The 25554-nt window shown below is 67.5% G+C and carries 17 protein-coding genes and 1 other RNA gene; 15 read left to right on the top strand and 3 right to left on the bottom strand.

Annotation, left to right across the window (positions count from 1 at the left end):
- Window positions 1–134 precede the first annotated feature (134 nt).
- Both RM96_RS27350 and RM96_RS27345 read left to right on the top strand, forming a co-directional pair.
- Window positions 135–3020: a PD-(D/E)XK nuclease family protein gene (locus RM96_RS27350; RefSeq protein WP_039014882.1), complete on the top strand. Its 2886-nt coding sequence runs from the start codon at window positions 135–137 to the stop codon at window positions 3018–3020.
- Window positions 3017–6577: a UvrD-helicase domain-containing protein gene (locus tag RM96_RS27345; RefSeq protein ID WP_039014881.1), complete on the top strand. Its 3561-nt coding sequence runs from the start codon at window positions 3017–3019 to the stop codon at window positions 6575–6577. Before RM96_RS27350 ends, RM96_RS27345 begins: the two co-directional genes overlap by 4 nt.
- Before the next feature lie 186 nt (window positions 6578–6763).
- Here RM96_RS27345 and ffs read toward each other — a convergent pair.
- Window positions 6764–6862: signal recognition particle sRNA small type (ffs, locus tag RM96_RS36580), an RNA gene on the bottom strand.
- Window positions 6863–7085: 223 nt separating this feature from the next.
- On the opposite strand from ffs, the gene RM96_RS27340 reads away from it, so the two are divergent.
- From RM96_RS27340 to RM96_RS27285, 12 genes are all read left to right on the top strand, one after another.
- Window positions 7086–9563, top strand: coding sequence for an adenosylcobalamin-dependent ribonucleoside-diphosphate reductase (locus RM96_RS27340; protein WP_039014880.1), 2478 nt, complete (start codon window positions 7086–7088; stop codon window positions 9561–9563).
- Window positions 9564–9728: 165 nt separating this feature from the next.
- Window positions 9729–11945: a DNA polymerase III subunit gamma/tau gene (locus RM96_RS27335; protein WP_039014879.1), complete on the top strand. Its 2217-nt coding sequence runs from the start codon at window positions 9729–9731 to the stop codon at window positions 11943–11945.
- 70 nt (window positions 11946–12015) lie between these two features.
- On the top strand, window positions 12016–12348 hold the full coding sequence (locus RM96_RS27330; protein WP_039014878.1) for a YbaB/EbfC family nucleoid-associated protein: 333 nt from the start codon (window positions 12016–12018) through the stop codon (window positions 12346–12348).
- Between the two features lie 64 nt (window positions 12349–12412).
- Window positions 12413–13030, top strand: coding sequence for a recombination mediator RecR (recR, locus tag RM96_RS27325; RefSeq protein ID WP_039014877.1), 618 nt, complete (start codon window positions 12413–12415; stop codon window positions 13028–13030).
- Window positions 13031–13105: 75 nt separating this feature from the next.
- Window positions 13106–14011, top strand: coding sequence for a LysR family transcriptional regulator (locus RM96_RS27320; protein WP_039014876.1), 906 nt, complete (start codon window positions 13106–13108; stop codon window positions 14009–14011).
- Between the two features lie 173 nt (window positions 14012–14184).
- Window positions 14185–15381 (top strand): CaiB/BaiF CoA transferase family protein, encoded by a 1197-nt coding sequence (locus tag RM96_RS27315; RefSeq protein ID WP_039014875.1) that lies wholly within the window; start codon window positions 14185–14187, stop codon window positions 15379–15381.
- Window positions 15378–16358, top strand: a complete 981-nt coding sequence (locus RM96_RS27310) for a hydroxymethylglutaryl-CoA lyase (protein WP_039014874.1) — start codon at window positions 15378–15380, stop codon at window positions 16356–16358. Before RM96_RS27315 ends, RM96_RS27310 begins: the two co-directional genes overlap by 4 nt.
- A gap of 84 nt (window positions 16359–16442) precedes the next feature.
- Complete coding sequence (locus RM96_RS27305) at window positions 16443–17459, top strand: Bug family tripartite tricarboxylate transporter substrate binding protein (protein WP_039014873.1); 1017 nt, start codon at window positions 16443–16445, stop codon at window positions 17457–17459.
- A gap of 224 nt (window positions 17460–17683) precedes the next feature.
- Window positions 17684–18727 (top strand): ABC transporter substrate-binding protein, encoded by a 1044-nt coding sequence (locus tag RM96_RS27300; RefSeq protein ID WP_039014872.1) that lies wholly within the window; start codon window positions 17684–17686, stop codon window positions 18725–18727.
- Between the two features lie 133 nt (window positions 18728–18860).
- Entirely contained in the window at window positions 18861–19673 is an 813-nt protein-coding gene (locus RM96_RS27295) for an ABC transporter ATP-binding protein (RefSeq protein WP_039014871.1), read from the top strand.
- Between the two features lie 36 nt (window positions 19674–19709).
- Window positions 19710–20501, top strand: coding sequence for an ABC transporter permease (locus tag RM96_RS27290; protein WP_039014870.1), 792 nt, complete (start codon window positions 19710–19712; stop codon window positions 20499–20501).
- Between the two features lie 203 nt (window positions 20502–20704).
- A complete protein-coding gene (locus RM96_RS27285; protein ID WP_039014890.1) occupies window positions 20705–21808 on the top strand; it encodes an alkene reductase in 1104 nt (367 codons plus the stop codon).
- A gap of 7 nt (window positions 21809–21815) precedes the next feature.
- On the opposite strand, the gene RM96_RS27280 is transcribed toward RM96_RS27285, so the two are convergent.
- Both RM96_RS27280 and RM96_RS27275 read right to left on the bottom strand, forming a co-directional pair.
- Window positions 21816–23243, bottom strand: coding sequence for a sensor histidine kinase (locus RM96_RS27280; RefSeq protein WP_039014869.1), 1428 nt, complete (start codon window positions 23241–23243; stop codon window positions 21816–21818).
- Entirely contained in the window at window positions 23240–23920 is a 681-nt protein-coding gene (locus RM96_RS27275) for a response regulator (protein ID WP_039014868.1), read from the bottom strand. Before RM96_RS27275 ends, RM96_RS27280 begins: the two co-directional genes overlap by 4 nt.
- Before the next feature lie 432 nt (window positions 23921–24352).
- On the opposite strand from RM96_RS27275, the gene RM96_RS27270 reads away from it, so the two are divergent.
- Window positions 24353–25411: a porin gene (locus RM96_RS27270; RefSeq protein ID WP_039014867.1), complete on the top strand. Its 1059-nt coding sequence runs from the start codon at window positions 24353–24355 to the stop codon at window positions 25409–25411.
- Window positions 25412–25554 lie beyond the last annotated feature (143 nt).

Genomic DNA, 25554 nt, shown 5'->3' with positions numbered 1-25554 from the left:
TCGGGGAACCGCTCCTTCCGACACATGGCCGTGGCGCAGATCATGCATACTGCGGCATTCCGGCTGTCCGGCCGGCTATCCCATTTTTCTTCCGTTGACCGGTGGACCTGGCAAGCCCAGGCGCCGGCTTGTCCATGACGCAGCTGCGCTTTCGTCCCGGCCCTGATTACCTTGACCAGGCTGCCACGGCTGCCTGGTTCTTCCTTGACCACTGTGGCGCGCCCGAAGCGGCGGCGCATGTCATTGTGCCCACGGCTGCCCAGATTCCAGGCGTGCGCGCAGCGCTCGACGCCACCGCTCGCGCCGGCGGCCGGCCGCGCTTGCTGCCGCGCGTAGTCACGCTCGGCCACTGGCTGCTCGACCTGCCGCCGGAAGACGCCCCGGTCCGCAGTCACGCCGCAAGGCTGCTGGCCGTGCAGCAGGCGATCCGCTCGCAGGACTGGCTGCGGCGCGCTTTCGGCGCGCAAACCGAGGCGGCGGCCTGGGGGCTGTCGCAAACCTTGCTCTCGATCTGCGATGAACTGAATGCGCGCTGGCTGGAAGATGCCGCCGTGCGCGATGACGACGAGATCGATGGCGACGACCGCGCCAGCCTGTTGCAGGGCGCGCTGGAACGCACCTATTCGCACCTGTCCGAGCGCTTTCTTGGTGAGGAGGCCCGCATCGTGCTGGCGTTCTGGCAAGCGCTGTCCGGCCCGGATGACCCCTTGCCGGCACGCCGGCGCGCGCTCCACGCGCTGTCGCAGCAGTTGACCGGCCCGGTCGTCTGGATTGCGCCGACGCCGCCCGAACCGATCGAGGCTGCCTTCCTGCGCCACGCGGCCGAGCTCGTGCCGGTGCTGGAAATCGGCTACGACTGGTCGGGGCAGGGCGCTGACGAGTCGCCGGCCGAGGCCGAGTCATCGTGGTACGACACCTTGCTGTCCTTGTGGCCGGAGGCGCGCGTGGCGGGCCCCGGTGAAGAGGCGATGCCCGCGCCGCTGATGTCGCCGGCGCTGCCGGAAGCACGCCCGTGCGTGCGCGTGATCGGCAGCGCCCGGTTCGAGGACGAGGCCATCGCCGCCGCCGACCAGCTGGTGCAATGGCTCAATGAAGGCCGCCGCAACGTTGCGCTGGTCGCGCACGACCGCATCGTGGCCCGCCGCGCGCGCGCCTTGCTGGCCCGCGCCGGTGCGCCGGTGCGCGACGAGACCGGCTGGAAGCTGTCCACCACGCGCGCCGCCGCGGCGCTGATGCGCTGGTTCGACCTGCTGGTGCGCGACGGCGACACCGCCGCCTTGCTGGACCTCCTGAAGAGCCCGTTCTGCCTGCCGGAACTCGCGCATCGTGGAGGCGCCATTGCCTTGCTCGAGCGCCAGGTCAGGCGAGACGGCATCACCGGCGGCTGGGCGCGCCTGCGTCACCTGTTCAGTTCGGACGCCCCTTCCCCGGCTTTCCCGGCCGAGGAGCAGCGCGATGCTGCCGAAGCTGCCCGAAAGGCCGCTCGTGACCTGATCCGGCTGCTCGCCGATGAAGCCACGCAGTGGCCGAGGGGCAATGCACAGAAACCGCTGTCGACGTGGCTGTCTTGCCTGGACGGCACGCTCGACCGGCTTGGCATGCGCAATGCCCTGGCGGCCGACGATGCCGGTACGCAGTTACTCGACGCGCTCGCACGCCTGCAAGACCTGCCGCAGGACGAGACCGGCGCGCACGCCACGCTCAGCCAGAGCGAATTCCGCGCGATGCTGGCGGCGCTGCTCGAATCGGTTGCCTACAAGGAGCCTTCCGCCAGCGGGCCGGCCCGCATTACGATCCTGCCGCTCAACGGCGCGCGCATGCGCCGCTTCGAGGGCGTGGTGATCGTCGGCTGCGACGACGCGCAACTGCCTTCGAGCGCGGCCGAGCTGATGTTCTTCTCCAACCAGATGCGCCGCGAACTGGACCTGGAAGACCGCGAGACGCGCTTTGCCCAGCAGGCGCGGGACCTGGCCGAAGTGCTGCTCAACAATGACGATGTGGTCATGACCTGGCAGCGCTTTGGCGGGCGCGGCGAGCCCAGGCATGTATCGGGCTGGATCGAGCGCCTTTCGGCCCGCTGCTCGCGCGCGGGGGCGCCGATCGAGGCCAGTGCCGCGCCGCTGCACCATGAGACCTTTGCCGAGGTGCGCAACATGCCGGCGCCGGCCGCGCCCGAGCTGGTGCCCACGCGCTGGAGCGCACAGGCGTACAACATGCTGCGCCGCTGCCCCTACCAGTTCTTTGCCGGCCGCATGCTCGGCCTGGCCGGGCTCGAGACGGTCAGCGACGACCTGGAAAAGCGCGATATCGGCGAACTGCTGCATCGCGTGCTGCTGCGCTATCACCGCGATCTGCAGGCCCGGCGCGAGGCCGGCGAGCACGTCACCGACGAGCAGCGACTGGCCCGCCTGAACGAGATTTCCGACGACGTCTTTGGCGCGCTGATGGCCGAAGACGGCAATGCCATCGCCTACTACCGGCGCTGGCGCGAGGTGCTGCCGTCCTATGTGGCGTGGCAGTCGGCGCGCGAGGCCCAGGGCTGGTTCTGGCGTGGCGGCGAGATCGACGCGGGTATCGACCTGCCAATGCCCGACGGACAGCCGATCCGCCTGAATGGCCGCATCGACCGCCTCGACCAGGGCCCGGGCGGCGCGCATGCGGTGCTCGACTACAAGACGCAAAGTGCCACGCGGCTGAAGCGCAAGGTCAGCGAAGTCGAGGAAGACTGCCAGTTGCCGTTCTACGGCCTGCTGCGTGCCGACGCCGTCGGCGGCAGCTGGATCGCGCTTGAGGGTGCCCGCGAAGGTGCCGCGGCGCCGCAGCGCGAAGTTGGCCTGCCGGATTTCGATGCCGCCGTCGCCTGGCTGGAGGAGCAGATGCGCAGCGATGTCATGCGCCTGCGTGGCGGCGCGCAGCTGCCTGCGTTCGGCGACGCATCCGCCTGTACTTACTGCAACGCCCGCGGCCTGTGCCGCAAGGGCTTCTGGGAATCCACCGCCGTGCCGGTGCTGACTTCATGACAGTTCATGCCTACCTGCGCGACGGCCAGCCCGTCAGCGAAGCCGATTTCACCCGCGCTGCCTGCGATCCCGCCAGTTCGGTAGTGGTGGAGGCCTGTGCCGGCAGCGGCAAGACCTGGCTGCTGGTGGCGCGCCTCGTACGCCTGCTGCTGGCTGGCGCCGCGCCGCACGAGATTCTTGCCATCACCTTCACCCGCAAGGCCGCGGAAGAAATGCGCGACCGCCTGCTGGAAGTGCTGGCGGAGATGGCGCGCGGTACCGACGACGAAGTGATCGCGGCACTTGCGCAACGCGGCCTGACTCCGGAAGCCGCGCGCGCAGCATTGCCGCGCGCACGCCTTCTGCATGCGCAGGTGCTGGCCGCGCCGGGCCGCATGGCGATCGATACCTTCCACGGCTGGTTCGGCACGCTGCTGCGCGGCGCGCCGCTGGCTTCGGGCATCGTGCCGGGCGCCGCGCTGCGCGAGGACGCGCTGCGCATGAAGCGCGAAGCCTGGGCGCCAGTGTGGCGCGCGCTGGCGACGCCGCAGTACGCGGACCTGCGCGAAGCCTACGAGGCGCTCGTCGACACCGTCGGTGAATTCCAGACGCGGTCGCTGCTGGATGCGATGTTCCACGCGCGCAGCGAATGGTGGGCAATGCAGGAAGGCAACGATCCGGTCGAAGCGCTCACCGCGTGCCTGGGCGAGGACGCGCAGTCCGACGTCCTGGTGCAGGCGCTCTGCGACGAAGGCTGGCTGGAAGCCTGCCAGGCGCTCGCGACGCACCTGGGCACGGGCGGCAAGACCGAACAGACGCATGCCGGCCGCATCACTGACGCCCTGATCGCGATCGGTGCGTGGCGCGAGGCGGGTGCCGAGGCGGGCAAGGCGGCCGAACACGCCTTCGATCTGCTGCGCGCCGCCTTCTTTACCACGGTCGGCGAGCCGCGTTCCATGCGCCGTACCAGCGCGCTCGTCAAGGCCGCCGGTGGCGAGGCCATGGTTGACGAGCTGATCGCGCGGCACGCCGAGCTGTGCGCGATGATCAACGACGTGAGTGCCCGCCGTTGCGAGGCAGCGGTGCTGGCCGTCAACCAGGCGCTCTATCGGCTGGGCGATGCCTTGCTCAGGCGTTACCAGCAGCATAAGGGCGAGCAGCGCGCGATGGATTTCGCCGACCTGGAATGGCTGGCGGCACGCCTGATGTCTGACGAGGAGACCGCGACCTACCTGCAGGTGCGGCTCGACGCCCGCTACCGGCATCTGCTGCTCGACGAGTTCCAGGACACCAATCCGCTGCAGTGGCGCATCCTGCAGGGATGGCTGGCCGGTTACGCGGGGCTCGGCGAGCGGCCGACGGTGTTCCTGGTGGGCGATCCCAAGCAGTCCATCTACCGTTTCCGGCGTGCCGACGCGCGCCTGTTCGGCGCGGCGAGCGAGATGCTGCAGGCGCAGTTCGGGGCAACCGTGCTGCGTACCAACCGCACGCGCCGCAACCGATGCGAGGTGCTCGAGTGGGTCAATGCGGTGTTCGACGGCGCGCGCGCCGATGGACGCTATCCGCTGTACGAGACGCAGACGACTGCGCTGGCCGAAGGCGGCGGCCCGGTCTGGCTGCTGCCGCTGGTCGAACCTGCTTCGCAACCCGAAGAAGAATCCGACGCCGTGCCTGATCATCGCGATACGCTCCTGCATTCGCGCCGGCAGGATGGCGATTCGCTGCGCCTGGAAGAGGGCCGGCGCGTGGCCGCGTGGCTGCGCCATATCCGCGACACCGTGCCGGTGCATGAAGGCGGCACCCAACGCGCCGCGCGCTGGAGCGACATGCACTTGCTGGTCCGGCGCAAGACGCACCTGCCCGACTACGAACGCGCGCTGCGCGAAGCCGGCATCCCATGCCTGAGTCCGCGCCGCGGCGGGCTGCTTGCCACGCTGGAAGCGCTCGACCTGTCGGCATTGCTGGCGTTCCTGATGACGCCGGAATCCGATCTCGATCTGGCCCACGTGCTGAAGAGCCCGTTGGTGGGCGCAACCGATGACGACCTTGTGCTGCTGTCCCGCATGGAAGGCGAGGGCGGCTGGTGGGCGCGCATCGAGGCCGGCGGCATCCCTGAGGCGTGTTCCGGCGCCGTGCGTGAAGGCGTGGCGCGCCTGCGGCACTGGTTGCGGATCGCGCCGCACCGGCCGGTCCACGACCTGATCGACCATATCTTCCACGGCGGCGAAGTCCGTCGCCGCTATGCCGAAGCCGCGCCGACTGATATCCGCGAACAGGTGCTGGCGAACCTCGATGCCTTCCTCAAGCTGTCGCTCGACCTGGACGGCGGCCGCTATCCGAGTCTGCCCAAGTTCATCGACGAATTGCAGGAGATCCGCCGCGGCGACGAGGGCGAAAGCCCGGATGAGGGCGGCATGGCCGACGGTGCGGAAGACGTTGAGCCGGCCGATGACGATCCCGCGCATGCAGGGCTTGATGCCGTGCACATCCTTACCGTGCATGCGGCCAAGGGGCTGGAGGCGCCGTTCGTCGTGCTGCTGGACGCCAACCACAGCGATCCGGCGCCCGATCGCGGTGGCATCCTGATCGACTGGCCACCGGCGTCGCCGGTGCCCCTGCATTTCTCGGCCTATGGCAAGCGCAGCGAGCGCGGGCTGGCGCGCGCGCCGCTGTTCGAGGCTGAAGCCGCGCTGGCCGAGCGTGAGAACTGGAACCTGCTGTATGTCGCCATGACGCGCGCGCAGCAAGGGTTGCTGGTGAGCGGGGTGAAAGGGCGCGCCAGCCGCAGCGCGGAAGGGGAGTCCAATAACGAAATTTCGGGCAGCTGGTACGTGCGGCTGCAGGCGTCCGGTGCAGGCGAGGCTGTGGCAGCGTATCCCGAAGCCGAAGCGCCGGCAGGCGAGGCGGCCGTGTCGCGGTTGAGCGAGCCGGTCCGCTATACGGATTTCCGTGTGCGCTATCGCGATGCGGTGGATGGCGTGGCCAGCACCGACGCCATGGACGATATGGTGCCAGAGATCGAGGGCGAACCCGATGGCATCGTCTTCAACGCCGCCGCCGCGCGCCACGGCGAACTCGTCCACGCGCTGCTCGAGCGTGTCACGCGCTATCCGGACGCCTTTGGAGTGGTTCCCGACGTGCCGACGGTGCTGCGCTGGTTCCCGCTGGCCGGCGCCGGCGCGCCACAGGCCAGGGAAGAATGGCAGAAGCAGGCCGAAGAGGCCGTGGCCGCGGTCCGCGCCATGTTGTCGGCGCCGCAGCTGGCGCCATTGCTGTTTGCCGCCGATGCGGTGTCGGCGCGCAACGAGGTCGAGCTGTTCGATTCCCGCGGCCGGCTGCTGCGTATCGACCGCCTGGTCGAGTTCGAGGACAAGGTCGTGGTCGTCGACTACAAGCTGAGGCTGCTGCCGCAGGAACGGGCGTCGTATCGCGCGCAGCTTGCGCGCTATGTGTCGGCGGTCGGGCCGATGTTTCCCGGCAAGCCTGTCGAGGCGGGCGTGGCAACGGCGGATGGCGAGTGGATCGCGATGGACGGCCTGGTGGCCCGCATGCCGCAGGAGCAGGGTTCGCTGTTCTGAGGTGCATGCCGGCGCTGCGGCGCCGGCCTCTGCCGTCGGGCCGAAAAAGGCGCAAAATGTCCTTGCATGTGACGTGTGCGTGCGTCGGCAGCTGTACTACAGTGTCTGGGAGCGGATCAGTGCAGGCTGGCCGTGGCTGCTGCGATTAGACGTGCGCGCCGTGACGGCGCGAGAGTGGAAAGCGAAGGGGACGAGCCTGACCCTCGGCACTGATGGAAAACGGCTATGGCTGCTTCGTTCCCGACCTGACCAGGTTGACCGCGCCACCATGCGAGGAGGCCCGTCCGACCGGCATTCTAACTCAAAGCGAACACACTGCGTCGAAATTGCATCAAATTGATCTTGCGCAGGCGCTCGGCAGCGTTGTCGCCTGAGCATGACTGCCTGCCGCGCTGTGCCGGCAGCAAGCGGCATCCGGGACGATGGCTACAACTTCGTTGCCCCGTATGTCCGTCCCTGACACCTGAATCACTGAACCGCCAGACGCCAACCAGTGGTGAGCCAACAGATGAACGCAAACGACCAGATCATTCGCGGCGCACTCGCGCCACAGGAAATCTCCACCGAAGTCCTGCTTGAAAAATATGCCAAGGGCGAGGAGCGTAGCGTCTCCGACGTCAGGCAACGCGTGGCGCGCGCGCTCGCGCAAGCCGAGCCGGAGAATCAACGCGAGGCCTGGGTCGCGCGCTTCCTGTGGGCGCAGGAGAACGGCTTCGTGCCGGCAGGCCGCATCAATTCGGCCGCAGGCACCGGAATCCAGGCCACGCTGATCAATTGCTTCGTGCAGCCGGTGGGCGATTCGGTGTCGGAGCCGCGCGACGGAAGGCCGAGCATCTATACCGCAGTCGCCCAGGCTGCCGAAACCATGCGTCGCGGCGGCGGCGTGGGCTATGACTTCTCGGCCATCCGCCCGGCCGGCGCGCTGGTGCGCGCCACGCATTCGCGCGCCTCGGGGCCGGTGTCGTTCATGAAGGTGTTCGATGCATCGTGCGCGACGGTTGAGTCCGCCGGGGCACGCCGCGGCGCCCAGATGGGCGTGCTCCGCTGCGACCATCCGGATATCGAGAGCTTTATCCATGCCAAGGACAGCGGCGAGCTGACCAACTTCAATATCTCGATCGGGGTCACCGACGCCTTCATGCGCGCGGTCGAGGCTGACGAGGAGGTCGAACTGATCCACGAGGCCGAGCCCGGCGCCGACATGATTGCTGCGGGCGCCTATCGGCGCGACGACGGCCAGTGGGTCTATCAGCGCCTTCCCGCGCGGCGGCTGTGGGACCAGGTCATGCACGCGACCTACGACCATGCGGAGCCGGGGATCCTGTTCCTGTCGCAGATCAACGCGGACAACAACCTCTATTACTGCGAACAGATCGAGGCCACCAACCCATGTGCCGAGCAGCCGCTGCCGTCGTACGGCTGCTGCTGCCTGGGGTCGATCAACCTTACGCGCTTCGTGCGCCAGCCGTTCACCCCGCAAAGCGAATTCGATTTCGCTGCGTTTGCCGAAGTGGTGAAGGTAGCAACACGCATGCTCGACAACGTGCTCGACGTGACCTTCTGGCCATTGCCGGAGCAGGAGGCCGAAGCGCGCGCCAAGCGCCGGATCGGGCTGGGCTTTCTTGGCCTGGGCAGCGCGCTGGTGATGCTGGGCCTGCGCTACGACAGCGAGCCCGCGCGCACGCTGGCCGCACGTATCGCGGAACGGATGCGCGACGAGGCCTACCTTGCCTCGACTGCGCTGGCCGTGGAGAAGGGCGGCTTCCCCTTGTTCGATGCCGAGGCCTACCTGCAAAGCGGCTTCGCGCGCCGCCTGCCGGAATCGTTGCAGACGGCCATTGCGCAGCACGGCCTGCGCAATTCGCACCTGCTGTCGATCGCGCCGACCGGCACCATCACACTGGCGTTTGCGGACAACGCTTCCAACGGCATCGAGCCGGCGTTCTCGTGGACCTACAACCGCAAGAAGCGCATGCCGGACAACGGCTACCGGACATTCGAGGTGGCCGATCACGCCTGGCGGCTCTATCGTCACATGGGCGCCGACATGGAGCAGTTGCCGGATGCCTTCGTGACAGCGCTCCAGATGTCGGCGCTGGACCATATGCGCATGCTGGAGGCGGTGCAGCCGTATATCGACACCAGCATCAGCAAGACCGTCAACGTGCCGGAGGACTATCCGTACGAGGCCTTCCGCAATCTATACCTGGAGGCCTGGAAGGCCGGCCTGAAGGGGCTGGCGACCTACCGGCCGAACAGCATCCTTGGCGCGGTGCTGTCGGTCGACACGCCGGCCCCGGCGCCGTCGTTTGCGGAGGATCCGCTGGTCCGGCCGTTCGGCAGCCGTCCGGTGGGCGACCTGGAAGGCGTGACGTCCAAGCTGGAGTACATGACCTATGAAGGCCACAAGACGGTCTACCTGACCGTGAACTTCATGCGCGTGCCGGGCGTAATCGACGGCAAGCCGGTCGTTATCGAGCGGCCGGTGGAATTCTTCATGCCGGCCGGCCAGCGCAGCGAGGGCCAGCAGTGGATCACCTCCACTATGCGGCTGCTGTCGATGGTGGCCCGCTCCGGCGGATCGGTGGCGAAGGCGCTGGCGGACATGCGCAATGTCGTCTGGGACAAGGGAACGGTCCGCTACGGCGTGCTGCTGCGGCAGGACGGCACCGAGGTGCCGCGCTTCCATGATTCCGAGGTGGCGGCTATCAGCTTTGCGCTCCAGCGCATCCTGATCAAGCGCGGATTCCTGGACGAGGAGGGCGCCCAGGTGCCGGTGGCGGTGTTGGCGGCGCGCCTGGTTCAGCGCGATTCGGGCAATGCGGCAGCGCAGCCGCAGGCCGGACATGCCGCAGGCGCCGCGGCAGCGCCCAATCCGGGCGTTGGCACCGGCAAGCCCTGTCCAGAGTGTGGCGCGCACGCCCTGCACAAGGTCGACGGCTGCGCCAAGTGCGCCAATTGCGGCTACGTGGGCGAATGCGGTTGAGTTCGCGCGGCCTGCCGGTTTCGCCCCAAAAAGAGGCGTCCCCGAGAGGCTTCCCGGCCTTGACAGGGCGCGCCCGGGCGGCCTCCGGCGCCTCCCGGGCGGCAGGCGCAAAGATTGGAGCGGCCGCCGCGATTGTGGCGGTCGCCATTTGCTACAATCGCCGCCATGAGTTATCAAGTTCTAGCGCGCAAATGGCGCCCCAGGGATTTCACCACGCTGGTCGGCCAGGAGCACGTGGTCCGCGCGCTCACGCACGCGCTGGAACAGCAGCGGCTGCATCACGCCTACCTGTTCACCGGCACGCGCGGGGTCGGCAAGACCACGCTGTCGCGGATCCTGGCCAAATCGCTCAATTGCACCGGTCCTGACGGCAACGGCGACATCACCGCCCAGCCATGCGGGCAGTGCAAGGCCTGTACCGAAATCGACAGCGGCCGCTTCGTCGACTACATCGAGATGGACGCGGCGTCCAACCGCGGCGTCGACGAAATGGCGCAGTTGCTGGACAAGGCGGTCTACGCCCCGACGGTCGGGCGCTTCAAGGTCTACATGATCGACGAAGTGCACATGCTGACCAACCACGCCTTCAACGCCATGCTGAAGACGCTGGAAGAGCCGCCCGGGCACGTCAAGTTCATCCTGGCGACGACCGATCCGCAAAAGATTCCCGTCACGGTGCTGTCGCGCTGCCTGCAGTTCAACCTGAAGCAGATGCCCCCGGGGCATATCGTCTCGCACCTGGACAACATCCTGGCGCAGGAAGGCATCAGCCACGACGGCAACGCCCTGCGCCTGCTGGCCCAGGCCGCCCACGGCTCCATGCGCGATGCGCTGTCGCTGACCGATCAGGCCATCGCCTACAGCGCGGGGCAGGTGTCGGAAGACGCGGTGCGCGGCATGCTGGGTGCCATCGACCAGAGCTACCTGGTGCAACTGCTCGACGCACTGGCCGCCGAGGACGGCGCCGCCATGCTCGGCATTGCCGATGCGATGGCCGACCGCAGCCTGTCCTTCGCCGGTGCGCTGCAGGACCTCGGATCGCTCTTGCACAAGGTCGCGCTGGCGCAGGCCGTGCCGGCTTCGGTCCAGGATGAATGGCCGGAAGCCGATGAGGTGCGTCGCCTGGCCGGCGTCTTCGATGCCCAGGAAATCCAGCTCTTCTACCAGATTGCCAACCTCGGCCGCAGCGAGCTCGCGCTTGCCCCGGACGAGTACGCGGGCTTCACCATGACGCTGCTGCGCATGCTGGCGTTCCGGCCGTCGTCGAGCCCGGAGCCCGCGCCGGTGTCGGCTTCCGGGCAGGGTGGCGGCAATGCCGTTCCGCGCCCGCGCGGCACGTCGGCTCTTGCCGTTTCCGAGCCTGCCGCGCCGCGTTATGCGGCGACGCCGGCTCCCGCTGCATCGCCGGCAACGCCCGCCCGGCCCGCCGCCGCGGCGCCCGCCATGCAGGAAACCGTTGCGCCACCGGCAAAGCCCGCTTCTGCCAATGAGGCACCGCTGTCGCCCGCGCGCGCGGCGCTGGCCGCTGCGCGCCAGGCTTCCGCCGCGCGAGGCGGTGGCGGCCGCATGCCGCCGCCCGCAGCGCCGGCCGCACCGCCTCCGGCACGTCCGGCCGCCCAGCCATTGCGTGCACCGGCCTCTGCCGGCGCCGCGGCGATGGCCCGGCCGGCTTCCGCGCCCGCCCAGCGACCTGCGCAGATGCCCGCGCCAGCCGCAAAGCCGGCAGCCGCGCGAGCGCCGGAACCTGAATCGGTGCCGCCCTGGGAAATGTCCGGGGGCAGCGACGTTCCGCCGTGGGAAGAATTGCCGCCAGACCTGCCGATGATCGGGCCGTATGACAACGATCCCGGCGTCGGCATGCCGCGCGCCGAGCAGGCCCGGGGCGCCAGGCAAGCCGCGCCCGCGGAGCCTGCCGAGGCAGAGCCAGTGCGCCAGCGGGCGCCTGTGTCGGCCGAGACGGTTGCACCACGTCCGCCCGTTGCGGCGGAAGACGGAACGCCGGCGGTGTTTACCGGCGACTGGCCCACGTTTGCCGCCACGCTGCCGCTCAAGGGGCTGGCCCAGCAGCTGGCGTACCAGAGCGAGCTGACGCAAGTGGTCGGGCGTACCTTCCACCTGCGTATTCCGGTGGCGGCGATCGGCGAAAACGGCGTGGCCGAGCGGCTGCAGCAAGTCCTGTCCGAGCATTTCGGCGAGGCGGTGCGGGTCCTGTGCGAAGTAGGCGCGGTTGCCGCCACGGCGGCTGCGGCAGATGCCAAGGCCCGAGCCGAACGCCAGCGCGAGGCCGAAGCCAATATCGAGGCCGATCCGTTTGTACAGGGCCTGTTGCGCGATTTCGGCGGGCAGATCGTGCCCGGTTCGATCCAGCCGCGCGCCGCCTGAATTTTCGGGCCGCGTCCACTGAGAGGCGGCCATCCACTCATTCCATTACCGATTTCAGGAGCATTCCATCATGATGAAAGGTCAACTGGCGGGGCTGATGAAGCAAGCCCAGCAAATGCAGGAAAACATGAAGAAGATGCAGGAGCAGCTGGCACAGATCGAGGTCGAGGGCCAGTCGGGCGCCGGTCTCGTGAAGGTGGTCATGACCTGCAAGAACGACGTCAAGCGCGTGTCGATCGATCCGAGCCTGCTGGCCGAGGGCGAAGACAAGGAACTGCTGGAAGACCTGGTGGCAGCCGCCTTCAACGACGCCGTGCGCAAGGCCGAAGCCACCACGCAGGAAAAGATGGGTTCGATGACCTCGGGCCTGCCGCTGCCTCCGGGCTTCAAGCTGCCGTTCTGATCGGGCAGGCAAACCAACGCATGACGCGCGCACCGGGCAATCCCCGCACTCCAGGCAACAGGCAATGGTAAGAGCCTCTCCGCCGACCTCGCTGCAGGCGCTGATCGAGGCGCTGCGGGTGCTGCCCGGCGTCGGGCCGAAATCCGCCCAGCGTATGGCCTATCACCTGCTGCAGCACGACCGCGAGGGCGCGCGCAAGCTGGGTGATGCGCTGCGCGGGGCCGCCGACGGCATCCGCCACTGCGCGCGCTGCAATACGTTCACCGAGCAGGAAATCTGCGAGACCTGCCGCGACGACCGCCGCGACGGCACGCTGTTGTGTGTGGTGGAAACGCCCGCCGACCAGGTCATGATCGAGCAGACCCTGACCTACCGCGGCAAGTACTTCGTGCTGATGGGCCGGCTTTCGCCGCTGGACGGCATCGGCCCGCGCGAGATCCACCTGGACCGCCTGCTGGCCCGCGCCACCGATCCGGAAATGGGTGGCCCGGTCCAGGAAGTCATCGTTGCCACCAATTTCACCAGCGAGGGCGAAGCCACCGCGCACTATATCGGCGAGATGCTGAAGGCGCGCGGGTTGAAGGTCTCGCGCCTGGCCCGTGGCGTGCCGGTCGGAGGCGAACTCGAATACGTCGACGCCGGCACCATCGCCCGAGCGGTGATGGACCGTCGCAATCTCTGAACTCCCGGGCATGCCGCGCCGCCCGGCGGGCAAGCCTGGCCAGCAGAACATCAACTACCGTAGCTGCAGCCGCCCATGAACCTGGCACGCTTCGATCTCGTCACGCTCGGCCTGTTCGTCGCCGTGGCCCGCCAGGGCAGCATTTCAGCCGGTGCGCGGCAATCGCACCTGGCGGTGGCCGCGGCCAGCAAGCGGATCTCCGACCTCGAAACCGCTGTGGGCGCGCCGCTGTTCTTCCGCCATGCGGCGGGGGTACAACTGACCGAGGCCGGACAGGCCTGTTTCCACCACGCGCTGACCATCCTCCAGGACGTGGAACGCATGGCCGGCGTGATGTCGGACTATGCCTCCGGTGTGCGCGGGCAGGTGCGCGTCTGCGCCAATACCTCGGCGATCACGCAGTTCCTGCCGGATGACCTGGCGTCCTTCATGCAGCTGCATCCGACCATCCGCATCGAGCTGGAGGAGCAGAACAGCCGCGATATCGTCGCGGCGCTGGTCGAGAACCGCGCCGATGTCGGCATCTTTGCCGACCGTACGCCCAGCGCGGGGCTGATGACGGTGGAATACCGGCAGGACGAACTCGTCATCATCACGCCGCGCGGCCATCCGCTGTCCGAGCGTGGTCCGGTGCGCTACGCCGATACGCTGGAATTCGACTTTGTCAGCCTGCCGCAAGAGACCTCGCTGGCGGCCCGGCTGCTGGAAGAAAGCAGCCGCCTGGATCGTCCGTTCCGGTTGCGCATCCAGGTGCGCAGCTTCGACGCCATGTGCCGCATGGTGATGGCCGGGCTGGGCGTGGGCGTGCTGCCGCGCATTGCCGCAGAGCCGCACGTGAAGTCGATGGGCCTGTCGCTGGTGTCGCTGCAGGACGCCTGGGCGCGCCGCTCGCTGCTGATCGGCCTGCGCGACCCGGCGGGCCTGACAGTGTCGGCCCGCCTGCTGATCACCCACCTGTGCGGCGACCGGGCGCCATTCTGACGCCACCCTGCTGAAGGGCGACAGCCTTTCGCATTCCGAGAAAGCCCGCTTCTCCGATTGCCGATTCCTGGCGGGCGGCCGCTGGGGCACACTCCGTCAAAACGCAATGCGGCCATGCCTTCACGGGCAGCACCGCAATGCCACCAGACCGCCGCACCGCACGGAGACACCCCATGGCGCAACAGATTCTCGAGGGCATCCGCGTCCTCGAACTCGGACAACTCATCGCCGGCCCTTTTGCCGCCAAGACCCTGGCCGACTTCGGTGCCCACGTGGTCAAGGTCGAGCCGCCCGGGCAGGGCGACCCGCTGCGCAAATGGCGCATGCTGCATGAAGGGACCTCGGTGTGGTGGGAGGCGCAATCCCGCAACAAGGAATCCATCTGCATCGACCTGCGCCAGCCGGAAGGGCAGGCGCTGGTGCGCAAGCTGGCGGCCGATGCGGATGTGCTGATCGAGAATTTCCGCCCAGGCACCATGGAGAAATGGGGTCTGGGCTGGGATGTGCTGCACGCGGACAATCCGCGCCTGATCATGCTGCGCGTCTCCGGCTACGGCCAGACCGGTCCGAAGAAGGACGAGCCCGGCTTTGCCGCCGTGGCCGAAGCCATGGCCGGGCTGCGCCACCTGACCGGCGAGCCGGGCCGCGCGCCGGTGCGCGCCGGCCTGTCGCTGGGCGACACCATCGCCGGGCTGCACGGCGCGATGGGCGTGCTGTTGGCGCTCTATCAGCGCGACGCCCGCGGCGGTGAAGGCCAGGTCATCGACGTGGCGCTGTACGAATCGCTGTTCAACCTGAGCGAAAGCCTGCTGCCCGAGTATTCGGCGTTTGGCGCCGTGCGCCAGCCCGCGGGCGGCGCGCTGCCGGGCATTGCGCCCTCCAACGCCTACCCGTGCGAGAGCGGCGAGTACGTGCTGGTCGCCGCCAACGGCGACGCCATTTTCAAGCGCCTGATGCTGGCGATCGGCCGGGCGGACCTCGCCGATGACCCGGCGCTGGCCCAGAACGACGGCCGCGTGAAACGCGTGGACGAGATCGACGCCGCCATCGCCGCCTGGACGCGCACGCAGACCGTGGACGCCGCGCTGGCAGTGCTGCGCCAGGCCGAGGTGCCTTCAGGCAGGATCTACACCGTCAAGGACATCGCCGAAGACCCGCACTATCGCGCCCGCGGCGTGATCGAGTCGGTGACCTCGGCCGGCGGGCTGACGGTGGAAGTGCCGGGCGTCGTGCCCAAGCTGTCCGGCAGCCCAGGCGCCATCCACGACCGTGCGCCGACGCTTGGCGAGCATACCGATGCCGTGCTGGCCCAGGCCGGATTCGATGCCGCTGCCATTGCCGACCTGCGCGCAAGGAAGGTGATCGCATGAGCGCCGCTACCTGTTCCACCGGCGCACTGCGCGGCCCCGCACGCGTCGAGATCAATGAAGTTGCGCCGCGCGACGGACTGCAGATCGAGCCCATAGTGGTGCCGACCGATGCCAAGGTCGCGTTCGTCGATGCGCTCTCCGCCTGCGGCTTCGCCCGCATCGAGGCCACGTCCTTCACTTCGGCCCGCGCCATTCCCGCACTGGCCGATGCCGAAGCGCTGATGCACCGCATGCAGCGCCATCCCGGCGTGCGCTACACCGCGCTGGTGCCCAACCTGCGCGGGCTGGAGCGGGCGCTGTCGTGCCGGCCTGACGAAGTCAACCTGGTGATGTCGGCCAGCGAGACCCACAACCGTGCCAACCTGCGCATGACCCGCCAGCAATCGCAGGCGCAGTTGCTGGCGATGATTGCCGAAGCCGGTGCGGCCGGCGTGCCGGTCAATGTATCGCTTTCGACGGTGTTCGGCTGCCCGTTCGAAGGCGAGGTGGATGTCGGGGCCGTGATGGACCTGGCCGCTCGTTTTGCCGACGCCGGCGCGGCTGGCATCACGCTTTGCGACACCACCGGCATGGCCTATCCGAACCAGGTTGCGGCGATGTGCGAGCGGTTCCAGTCGAAGCTGCCGCAGACCGGCCTGACCATCCACCTGCACAACACGCGCGGCATGGGCCTGGCTAACGCCGTGGCGGCATGGGAAACCGGCGTGACCCGCTTCGACGCGGCGGCCGGCGGGCTCGGCGGATGCCCGTACGCGCCGGGCGCGAGCGGCAACGTCAGCACGGAAGACCTCGTCCACATGTTCGACTGCATGGGCGTGCAGACCGGGGTCGACCTCAAGGCCTTGCTCGGCATCGTGGGCGGCATGTCCGGCCTGGTCGGGCGCGAAGTCCACAGTCAGTTGCTGAGCGCGGGGCCGCGCCTTCGTACGCACCAGGCGCCGGCATGGCTGGCGGAGCATTTCGCCGGACAGGGCTGAATCCGGTACCCATTGCGACGGCCGCCACCGATGCGGCCGCGCCAGAACAATAACGATCGATCATCCAGATAACGGAGACACCTCATGAAGCAAGATCTTCATCGCAACATTGCTGTGCCCGCGCGGCGCAAGACCATGGCCGCCGCGCTGCTGGCGCTGGGCGGAACGCTCCTGGCGCCGGTGGCTTTCGCACAGGACGGCAACTACCCCAATCGCCCGGTCACGCTGGTCGTGTCGGCGGCAGCGGGCGGCACGACCGACCTGGCCGCGCGCATGATTTCCGAGCCGCTGGCCAGGGCGCTCGGCCAGGCGGTGGTGGTGGACAACCGCCCGGGCGGCAGCGGCAGCATTGCCGCGCAGGTGGTGGCACGCGCCAAGCCGGACGGCTACACGCTGCTGGTGCAGTACTCCGGCTACCACGTCATCACTCCGTTGCTGGTGAAGAACCTCTCGTGGGACCCGGTCAGGGACTTTGCGCCGGTGGCCAATATCCTGTCGGCGCCGCAGGTGCTGGTGGTGCGCCAGAGCCTGCCGGTGAAGTCGCTGAAGGAACTGGTGGCGTATGCCAAGGCCAATCCGAACAAGCTGAACTATGCGTCCTCGGGCAATGGCTCGCTGCAGCACGTCTCGACCGAGCTGCTGAACCAGATGGCCGGCATCCAGATCACCCATGTGCCATACAAGGGTACCGGCCCGGCCATGACCGACCTGCTGGGTGGCTCGGTGGACCTGACCATGACCACGCCGCCTCCGCTGATGGGTCATATCGCTGCCGGCAAGCTGCGCCCGCTGGTGGTGACCAGCAAGAACCGCCTGCCGAGCCTGAAGGACGTGCCTTCGGCGCCCGAGGCGGGCTACCCCGACCTGGACGTGTCGTCCTGGTTTGCGATGTATGCGCCCGCCGGCACGCCCAAGCCGGTGATCGACAAGCTGGCCGGCGAGATCGAAAAGATCATGCGAACCGAAGCCTTCCGCAAGAAGGCCGAGGAACTTGGCGCCGAGGCGAAGTTCATGGGTCCGCAGCAACTGGCGCAATACCAGAAGGCTGAACTCGTGCGCTGGGGCAAGGTGATCAAGTCCGCGGACATCCACGCCGAATAAGGTCGGAGGCGAGGGCGGCAAGCTGTTCGAAAGGGAAGGCGCGTATGCTGCCCCGCCTGTCCGCCGGCATGAACGATTTACGGCGGGCAAGCGGTAGGTATTGATCCCGATGCGGACCTGTGACCGGTCCGGTAGCATCGCAACTTGCCGCTCGGCGGCACGCCGGGCGCGGCCTTCTGGCTGCAGCGGCTGCCGCCTCCAGTAAAAACGGGTAGGAGAATTACATGTACAACAAGAAATTCTGGAAGCAGTTGCTGATCGCGCTGGCGCTGTTCCTCGCCGGCTGGTTCACCTTCGGACCCGCGCAGGCGCAGGGCAAGCCTGAGAAGTCCAAGGTCACGATCGCCGTGGGCGGGAAGAACCTGTTCTATTACCTGCCGCTGACGATTGCCGAGCGGCTGGGCTATTTCAAGGAAGAAGGGCTGGACGTCGAGATCGTCGACTTCGCCGGCGGCGCCAAGGCGCTGCAGGCCGTGGTGGGCGGCAGCGCCGACGTGGTGTCGGGCGCCTACGAACACACCATCAGCCTGCAGGCCAAGGGCCAGCGCTACCAGGAATTCGTGCTGCAGGGCCGCGCCCCGCAGATCGTGCTGGTGGTGTCGAACAAGACCATGCCCAACTTCAAGTCGATCGCAGACCTGAAGGGCAAGAAGATCGGCGTGACCGCGCCGGGCTCTTCGACCAACATGATGGCCAACTTCGTGCTGGCCAAGGCCGGCCTGAAGCCGTCGGACGTGTCCTTCATCGGCGTGGGCGCCAGCGCCGGCGCGGTGGCCGCCATGCGCTCCGGCCAGATCGACGCGATGGCGAACCTGGACCCGGTGATCTCGATGCTGACGCAGAAGAACGAAGTGCGCGTCGCCTCCGACACGCGCACGCTGAAGGACACGCAGGCCGTGTTCGGCGGCAACATGCCGTCGGGCTGCCTGTACGCATCGACGGCATTCATCCAGCAGAATCCCAACACCACGCAGGCGCTGACCAATGCGATGGTGCGCGCGCTCAAGTGGATGCAGAAGGCGGGTCCTTCGGACATCGTCAAGACCGTGCCGGAAAGCTACCTGCTGGGCGACCGCGCGCTGTACCTGTCGGCGTGGGAGAAGGTCAAGGAAGCGATTTCGCCGGATGGCGTGATGCCGGCTGACGGCCCGCGCACGGCGCTGAACACGCTGCAGCAGTTCGATGCGGAGCTGAAGGGCAAGTCCATCAAGCTGGACGACACCTATACCAACGCCTTCGTGCAGAAGGCCAACGCGAAGTACAAGTAGTCCTGCGCCGTGCCCGTTGCCGGCCCGCTGTCCGCAGCGGGCCTTTGCATTGCGGCTTCACGGCCATTCCATCATCACCCGGCCCGCGCCTGCGCCCCAGCGACGGCGCGAGGCGGAACCGAGACGGTTCTCCATGAGCACTCCCGCACTCTCTCTCGACAAGGTCACCTGCACCTTTGTCTCGCGCGATGACCGCAGCCAGCGCTATACGGCGGTCAAGGACGTTACCCTGGCCATCCAGCCGGGCGAGTTCGTTTCCGTGGTCGGTCCGACCGGTTGCGGCAAGTCCACGCTGCTCAACGTTGGCGCCGGCCTGCTGGAGCCGTCCAGCGGCGAGGTGCGTGTATTCGGCGAGATCCTGAAGGGCATCAACCAGCGTGCCGGCTATATGTTCCAGGCCGAGGCGCTGATGCCGTGGCGCAGCGCGCTCGACAACGTGGTGGCGGGTCTGGAGTTCCGCGGCGTGCCGCGCGCGGAGGCCGCGAAGCAGGGCGAGGAATGGCTGCGCCGCGTGGGCCTGGGCGGCTTTGGCGACCGCTACCCGCACCAGTTGTCAGGCGGCATGCGCAAGCGCGTCAGCCTGGCGCAGACGCTGGTGCTGGACCCGGACATCATCCTGATGGACGAACCGTTCTCGGCGCTCGATATCCAGACCCGGCAGCTGATGGAAAACGAAGTGCTGGACCTGTGGGCCGCCAAGCGGAAGGCGGTGCTGTTCATCACGCACGACCTCGATGAGGCCATTGCCATGAGCGACCGCGTGGTGGTGCTGTCGGCCGGCCCCGGCACGCATCCGATCGGCGAGTTCGCCATCGACCTGCCGCGCCCGCGCGATGTGGCCGAGATCCGCGACCATCCGCGTTTTGTCGAACTGCATGCCGCCATCTGGGCAGTCCTGCGCGAGGAAGTCCTCAAAGGCTACGCACAGCAACGCAACGCTGCCTGAGCGCGTTCCATCCAAAACAGAACTCGAAGAACTCCTATGGCTTTCCGTCCTGACTCCAAAGGCATGCTGCGCGTCTGGCAGTTGCTCGTCCTCGTGGTGATCCTCGGCGCGTGGCACCTGGCCACGCGCTCGCAGCAGGTTGCCTTTTTCTTTGGCGAACCGCTGATGGTGGCGCAACGGATCTGGAACTGGTTCATCGTCGAGCGTGATATCTATCTGCACCTCGGCGTGACGCTGATCGAGACCGTGCTGGCCTTCGGCATCGGCACCGTGGCGGGCCTGGGCGTGGGGCTCTGGCTGGCGCTAAGCCCGCTGACGTCGGCCATCCTCGATCCCTACGTCAAGGCGATGAACTCGATGCCGCGCGTGATCCTGGCACCGATCTTCGCCGTGTGGTTCGGCCTCGGGATCTGGTCGAAGGTGGCGCTGGCGGTGACGCTGGTGTTCTTTATCGTCTTCTTCAACGTCTACCAGGGCGTGAAGGAAGTTAGCCCGGTGGTGCTGGCCAATGCCCGCATGCTTGGCGCCAGTCATCGGCAGCTGCTACGCCACGTGTACCTGCCGAGCGCGACCAGCTGGGTGTTCTCGTCGCTGCATACCTCGGTCGGCCTGGCCTTCGTGGGCGCGGTGGTGGGTGAGTACCTGGGTTCTGCGCGCGGTGTGGGCTATCTCATCCTGCAGGCGGAAGGCACCTTCGACATCAATACGGTGTTCGCCGGCATCGTGGTGCTGACGGCCTTTGCGCTGGTGCTCGACTGGATGGTCGGCACCGGCGAGAAGCGCCTGATGAAGTGGCAGCCCAAGACCGGCGAGACCGAAAAGCTCTGAGTCGAGGGGCGGAACAGGTGCGCTACCGACCACATTGTCGGGCGTACCTCAGTCGGATCTCTGCCGGCATTGCACCTGAGGATTGACCCTGTCTCGCTCAGGGTCAAGCGACTAGACGACTGGTCTAATATAATCGCTTGCACGATTGCTTTTTTCGCCCCGGATGCGTCCGGATGACCACATCGTCGCAACAAGGCCAGAACATGACCCAATCGCTTTTCTCTCCGATCCAGGCAGGCGCTGTCACGCTGCCCAACCGTATCGTCATGGCGCCGCTGACGCGCTCGCGGGCAGGCCAGCCCGGCGATGTGCCGACCGAGCTGAATGTCGAGTACTACGTCCAGCGCGCCAGTGCCGGCCTGATCGTGACCGAGGCCTCGCAGATTTCCCGCCAGGGCCAGGGCTATGCCTGGACGCCGGGCATCTACACCGATGAGCAGGAAGCCGGTTGGAAGAAGGTGGTGGACGCGGTGCACGCCCACGGTGGGCGCCTGTCGCTGCAGCTGTGGCATGTCGGGCGCATTTCGCATCACCTGCTGCAGGAAAACGGCCAGGCGCCGGTCGCCCCGTCGGCGCTGCGCGCGGAAGGCGCCAAGAGCTTCGTCGTTCTGCCTGACGGCACGCCCGACAACGTCCAGACCGATACGCCGCGTGCGCTCGCCACTGACGAGATTCCCGGCATCATCGACCAGTACCGCCAGGCCACCCGTCGCGCCCGCCGCGCCGGCTTTGACCTGGTCGAGATCCATTCGGCCAATGGCTACCTGCTGAACCAGTTCCTGGGCACCAACAGCAACCAGCGCACTGACCAGTACGGTGGCTCGCTCGAGAACCGTGCCCGCCTGGTGCTGGAAGTGGCGGATGCCGTCATTGCAGAGATGGGGGCTGACCGCGTCGGCATCCGGCTGTCGCCGCATTTTGCGGGCCACGACATGAAGGACGAGCAGACCGAGGAAATCACGCTGTACCTGGCACGCGAGCTGACCAGACGAGGAATCGCCTATATCCACATCGCGGAACCCGACTGGGCAGGCGGACCGGAGCTGACCGATACCTTCCGCGGCCAGCTGCGCGATGCGTTCAAGGGCCTGCTGATCTTCTGCGGCAAATACGACAGCGATAGTGCGCAGTCACTGGTGGCCGGCGGCGTCGGCGACGCGGTGGCATTCGGCCGTCCGTTCATCGCCAATCCGGACCTGGTCGAACGGCTGCGCGTGAAGGCGCCGCTCAACACCGCCGACCGCACCACCTTCTATGGCGGCGGCGCCCAGGGCTATACCGACTACCCGACGCTGAAGGCAGCCTGAGCCCGAGTCAGCCTGTCGCACCCGGTCCGGGCTGGCGTTCCTGCGCGGCAAAGCGCACGGAGACCGTCAGCCCGCCGCCGGGTGTCTCGCTCAACGTGACCGTGGCGCCGTGCAGGCGGGTGATTTCGCGGACGATCGACAGGCCCAGCCCTGAGCCTTCCGCGGCCTGCCCGGACTCGCCCCGGTAGAAGCGCCTAAACACGGCATTGCGCTCCGCGGGCGCAATGCCCGGACCGTTGTCGACCACCTCCAGCAGCGGTGATCCCGCTTCGTGAACCACGCGGACCGTTACGATCGTACCGAAGCCCGCGTAGCGGATGGCGTTGTCGATCAGGTTGCCGGCCAGTTCCTGCAGCAGTTCAGTCTGCCCGGTCAGCTCGACCTGGCCATCGCCTTCAAATCCCAGATCCACGCCTTGGCCGCGCGCCACCGGCGCCCATTCCAGCGCGACGTCCTGCGCCAGCGCGTCCAGCCGCAGGGTTCGCAGCGTCGGAGCGTAGCCGCTGTCCGGCTCCAGCCGTGACAGCGACAGCAACTGCTGCACGCCCTTGGACGCGTGGCGCACGGTGCCGTGCAGCAAGCGCAAGTGCTCGCGCATGCGGGCCGCGTCCGGCTCGCGCAGGGCGAGTTCGGACTGCGCCTGGACGATCGCCAGCGGCGTCTTGAGCTGGTGCGCCGCATCGGCAAAGAATCGCTTGCGTGACTGCAGCATCCGGTGCAGGCGCGCCACGTACTGGTTGAGGGCCACCACCAGTGGCTTCATTTCCGAGGGCAAGTCCTTCTGCTCGATGGGGGCGAGCAGATCGGCGTCGCGCGCGGCTACCGTGGCGGACAGGCGATGCAGCGGCCGCAACCCGCGGCGTACGCCCAGCCAGACGATCCCGAGCGCGAGGGTCACCAGCATCAGCTCCTGCAGCAGCGAGCCGAACAGGATTTCCCGGGCCACCGCCTGGCGCGGTTCGATCGTTTCGCCCACCATCACCCAGACCAGCCGCGTTCGCGCCGAGCGCACGTCGTGAACCGGCAGCGCCTGCGCGGCCATGCGCAGTGGCTGCTCGCGAAAGCGCGTGTCGTAGAAGACGGTGCGGTAGAGCCGCTTGTCGGGCTGCGGCGGCATCGGCAGGTCCTCGTACCCGGTCACCGTCTCGCCGTGCTCGTCGCGGATCAGATAGTAGATGTGCGGGCCGGCCTTGTCATCGAAGAGTTCCAGCGCCAGGTGCGGCACGTCGACCTCCAGCCGTCCGTCGCGCAGGCGGATGCCCTCGCGCATCGCCCGCAGCGAGGCTTCCAGCGTGCGGTCGAACGCCACGTGCGCGGCGGACATCGCACGTTCGTACGTGAGCCACGCATCCAGAGCCAGCAGTCCCATCAGCGGCAGCAGCAGCCAGAAGGATAGCTGCAGCCGCAGGCTCGGCGCCTTGCCGGAAATCTTCATGACGCCGCGGCAGGGCGCGATTCGAGCAGGTAACCCAGTCCGCGCAGGGTGACGATCGCCACGCCGCTGCCGTCGAGCTTCTTGCGCAGGCGGTGCACGTAGATCTCGATGGCGTCGGAATTGACCGATTCGTCGATGCCGAAGATCTTTTCCGACAGTGCCGCCTTGTTGACCGCGCGGCCGTCGCGCAGCAGAAGGACTTCGAGCACGGCGCGCTCGCGCCCGGTCAGGGGCAGCAGCTCGCCGCCGAGCGTGAAGGCGCGGCTCACGCTGTCGTAGTGCAGCGGGCCGCAGCTGATCTGCGTGTTGTCGTAGCCATGGCTGCGGCGGATCAGCGCGCGCGCACGGGCTTCCAGCTCGGACAGGTCGAAGGGCTTGGAGAGGTAGTCGTCGGCGCCCAGGTCCAGGCCCCTGACGCGATCCTCGACCGAACCGTGTGCGGTCAGGATCAGTACCGGCAGGGGATTGCGCCGCTGGCGCAGGCGGCGCAGGACTTCCAGTCCGTCGAGCCGGGGCAGGCCCAGGTCGAGGATGAGCAGGGCGTAGTCCTGTGTCGACAACAGTGTGTCCGCGCTGCTGCCATCGTGCATGCAATCGACAGCAAATCCCGCCTGTGTCAGGGCTTCGGCCAGGGAGTTGGCCAGCATTACGTTGTCTTCGACGAGCAGGATACGCATGGGTAAAACGGGTCAGGCATTCAGCAGGGTTTGGGACTTGCAGCGTGCGCAGGCATGTCCGCCGTGCGATCGCGTGGTGGCCCAGACTGATACAGGGAAGCGGGCCGCCTTAGAAGCTAGGGAAACTCCCAACTCCGCCGCTGCGGCCCGACGGCGATTTGAACGGTTTCCGAAAGCGAACTGAAAGTGCTCGTCCCATACCATCCGCCCCATTCAAAGCGCCATGCCGCATACCGGCGGGCGCCAAAACGACTAGGGGACTATCCGGGATGGATGCGACCGCCGGCCACGAGCCAGCCGGGCGCGCGCGGCCGATAACGGGCGGCTGCGATTCTATCCGGACACGCCGCCGGATGCCGGGACGGCGCGGCGGCAGATTCCTCCAGCACAAGCGCCAACTATCACCACAACAAGCAAATGCAAGGAGAGAGCATGAAACGTACGGCACTGGCACTGGCTGCGACAGGACTGGCTTTTGCCGGCTCGGCATCGGCCCAGTCGAGCGTCACGATGTATGGCCTGGTCGACGCCGGCATCGAATATGTCAGCCACGCAGGCCCGAACGGCTCGGTGGTCAAGCTGACCTCGGGCGGCAAGAATACCTCGCGCTGGGGTCTGCGCGGCACGGAAGACCTGGGCGGCGGGCTCAAGGCTGTCTTCGCCCTGGAAAGCGGCATTGCCATCGACACCGGCAAGCTGGACACCGACGGCACGCTGTTCGACCGCCGCGCAACGGTTGGCCTGGCGAGCCAGTATGGCCAGGTGGTGCTGGGCCGCACCTTCACCACGACCTACGATTTCATGCTGCCGTTCGACCCGATGGGCTACGCGCCGAGCTACTCGTGGGCAACGTCGTCGACGGCTACCGGCAACCGCAAGGACGGCCTGTTCTCGCGCGCTTCGAATGCGATCCGCTATGACGGTAATTTTGGCGGCCTGAAGCTGGGCGCGACCGTCGCCATGGGTGAAGTGGCCGGCGACTTCAAGAGCTCGTCGAAGTATGCCCTCGGCGTCGGTTATAGCGCCGGCAAGTTTGCCGCAGCGGTGACCTGGGACCGCCAGAACGGCGCGGGCGCGAGCACCTCGCCGGCCGATTCCACGGACTACATCCAGGGTATCCACGCCGGTGCCAGCTACGATTTCGGCAACGTGTCGCTGTTTGCCGGCTACCGCAACTACAAGAAGGCCTTCACGACTGCGGCGGCATCGGAACGCAGCGACATGTACTGGGGCGGTGCGAGCTACGACTTCACGCCGGCGTTCACGCTATATGGCGCAATCTACAAGCAGAACATCAAGGGCGGCACCGATGCCGACCCGATCTTGTTCTCGCTGCGGGCGCAGTATGCGCTGTCCAAGCGCACCGCAGCCTATCTGTCGGCTGGCTACGCCAAGGCACGCCATGGCCAGAACGTCAGTGTGTCGCGTGATTTCGTCGGCTTTGCCAACAACCAGACGGGCGTGATGGCGGGGCTGCAGCACCGCTTCTGAGCCGGCGGTGTCGGCATCGCCTGATCATTGATTGGGAACTGTCTTCCGTCTGGTGCAGGGTGTGCGCCGTGGTGGCGGAAGACAGCTTGGGGCGCATTGCCTCAGTCAGGGCACAGGGCGTTGCCGCACGTCCCGTGCCCTTC

Origin of the sequence: Cupriavidus sp. IDO, assembly GCF_000812465.1 — a bacterium.
Classification (GTDB): Bacteria; Pseudomonadota; Gammaproteobacteria; order Burkholderiales; family Burkholderiaceae; genus Cupriavidus.
The sequence above is the reverse complement of the archived record's forward strand: the minus strand, read 5'-3'. Positions and strand labels throughout refer to the sequence as shown.

What these genes read in the sequence shown, in the direction of transcription:
- RM96_RS27350 (WP_039014882.1), top strand. Translation starts at nt 135, where the DNA reads ATGACGCAGCTGCGCTTTCGTCCCGGCCCTGATTACCTTGACCAGGCT.
- RM96_RS27345 (WP_039014881.1), top strand. Translation starts at nt 3,017, where the DNA reads ATGACAGTTCATGCCTACCTGCGCGACGGCCAGCCCGTCAGCGAAGCC.
- RM96_RS27340 (WP_039014880.1), top strand. Translation starts at nt 7,086, where the DNA reads ATGAACGCAAACGACCAGATCATTCGCGGCGCACTCGCGCCACAGGAA.
- RM96_RS27335 (WP_039014879.1), top strand. Translation starts at nt 9,729, where the DNA reads ATGAGTTATCAAGTTCTAGCGCGCAAATGGCGCCCCAGGGATTTCACC.
- RM96_RS27330 (WP_039014878.1), top strand. Translation starts at nt 12,016, where the DNA reads ATGATGAAAGGTCAACTGGCGGGGCTGATGAAGCAAGCCCAGCAAATG.
- recR (WP_039014877.1), top strand. Translation starts at nt 12,413, where the DNA reads ATGGTAAGAGCCTCTCCGCCGACCTCGCTGCAGGCGCTGATCGAGGCG.
- RM96_RS27320 (WP_039014876.1), top strand. Translation starts at nt 13,106, where the DNA reads ATGAACCTGGCACGCTTCGATCTCGTCACGCTCGGCCTGTTCGTCGCC.
- RM96_RS27315 (WP_039014875.1), top strand. Translation starts at nt 14,185, where the DNA reads ATGGCGCAACAGATTCTCGAGGGCATCCGCGTCCTCGAACTCGGACAA.
- RM96_RS27310 (WP_039014874.1), top strand. Translation starts at nt 15,378, where the DNA reads ATGAGCGCCGCTACCTGTTCCACCGGCGCACTGCGCGGCCCCGCACGC.
- RM96_RS27305 (WP_039014873.1), top strand. Translation starts at nt 16,443, where the DNA reads ATGAAGCAAGATCTTCATCGCAACATTGCTGTGCCCGCGCGGCGCAAG.
- RM96_RS27300 (WP_039014872.1), top strand. Translation starts at nt 17,684, where the DNA reads ATGTACAACAAGAAATTCTGGAAGCAGTTGCTGATCGCGCTGGCGCTG.
- RM96_RS27295 (WP_039014871.1), top strand. Translation starts at nt 18,861, where the DNA reads ATGAGCACTCCCGCACTCTCTCTCGACAAGGTCACCTGCACCTTTGTC.
- RM96_RS27290 (WP_039014870.1), top strand. Translation starts at nt 19,710, where the DNA reads ATGGCTTTCCGTCCTGACTCCAAAGGCATGCTGCGCGTCTGGCAGTTG.
- RM96_RS27285 (WP_039014890.1), top strand. Translation starts at nt 20,705, where the DNA reads ATGACCCAATCGCTTTTCTCTCCGATCCAGGCAGGCGCTGTCACGCTG.
- RM96_RS27280 (WP_039014869.1), bottom strand. Translation starts at nt 23,243, where the DNA reads ATGAAGATTTCCGGCAAGGCGCCGAGCCTGCGGCTGCAGCTATCCTTC.
- RM96_RS27275 (WP_039014868.1), bottom strand. Translation starts at nt 23,920, where the DNA reads ATGCGTATCCTGCTCGTCGAAGACAACGTAATGCTGGCCAACTCCCTG.
- RM96_RS27270 (WP_039014867.1), top strand. Translation starts at nt 24,353, where the DNA reads ATGAAACGTACGGCACTGGCACTGGCTGCGACAGGACTGGCTTTTGCC.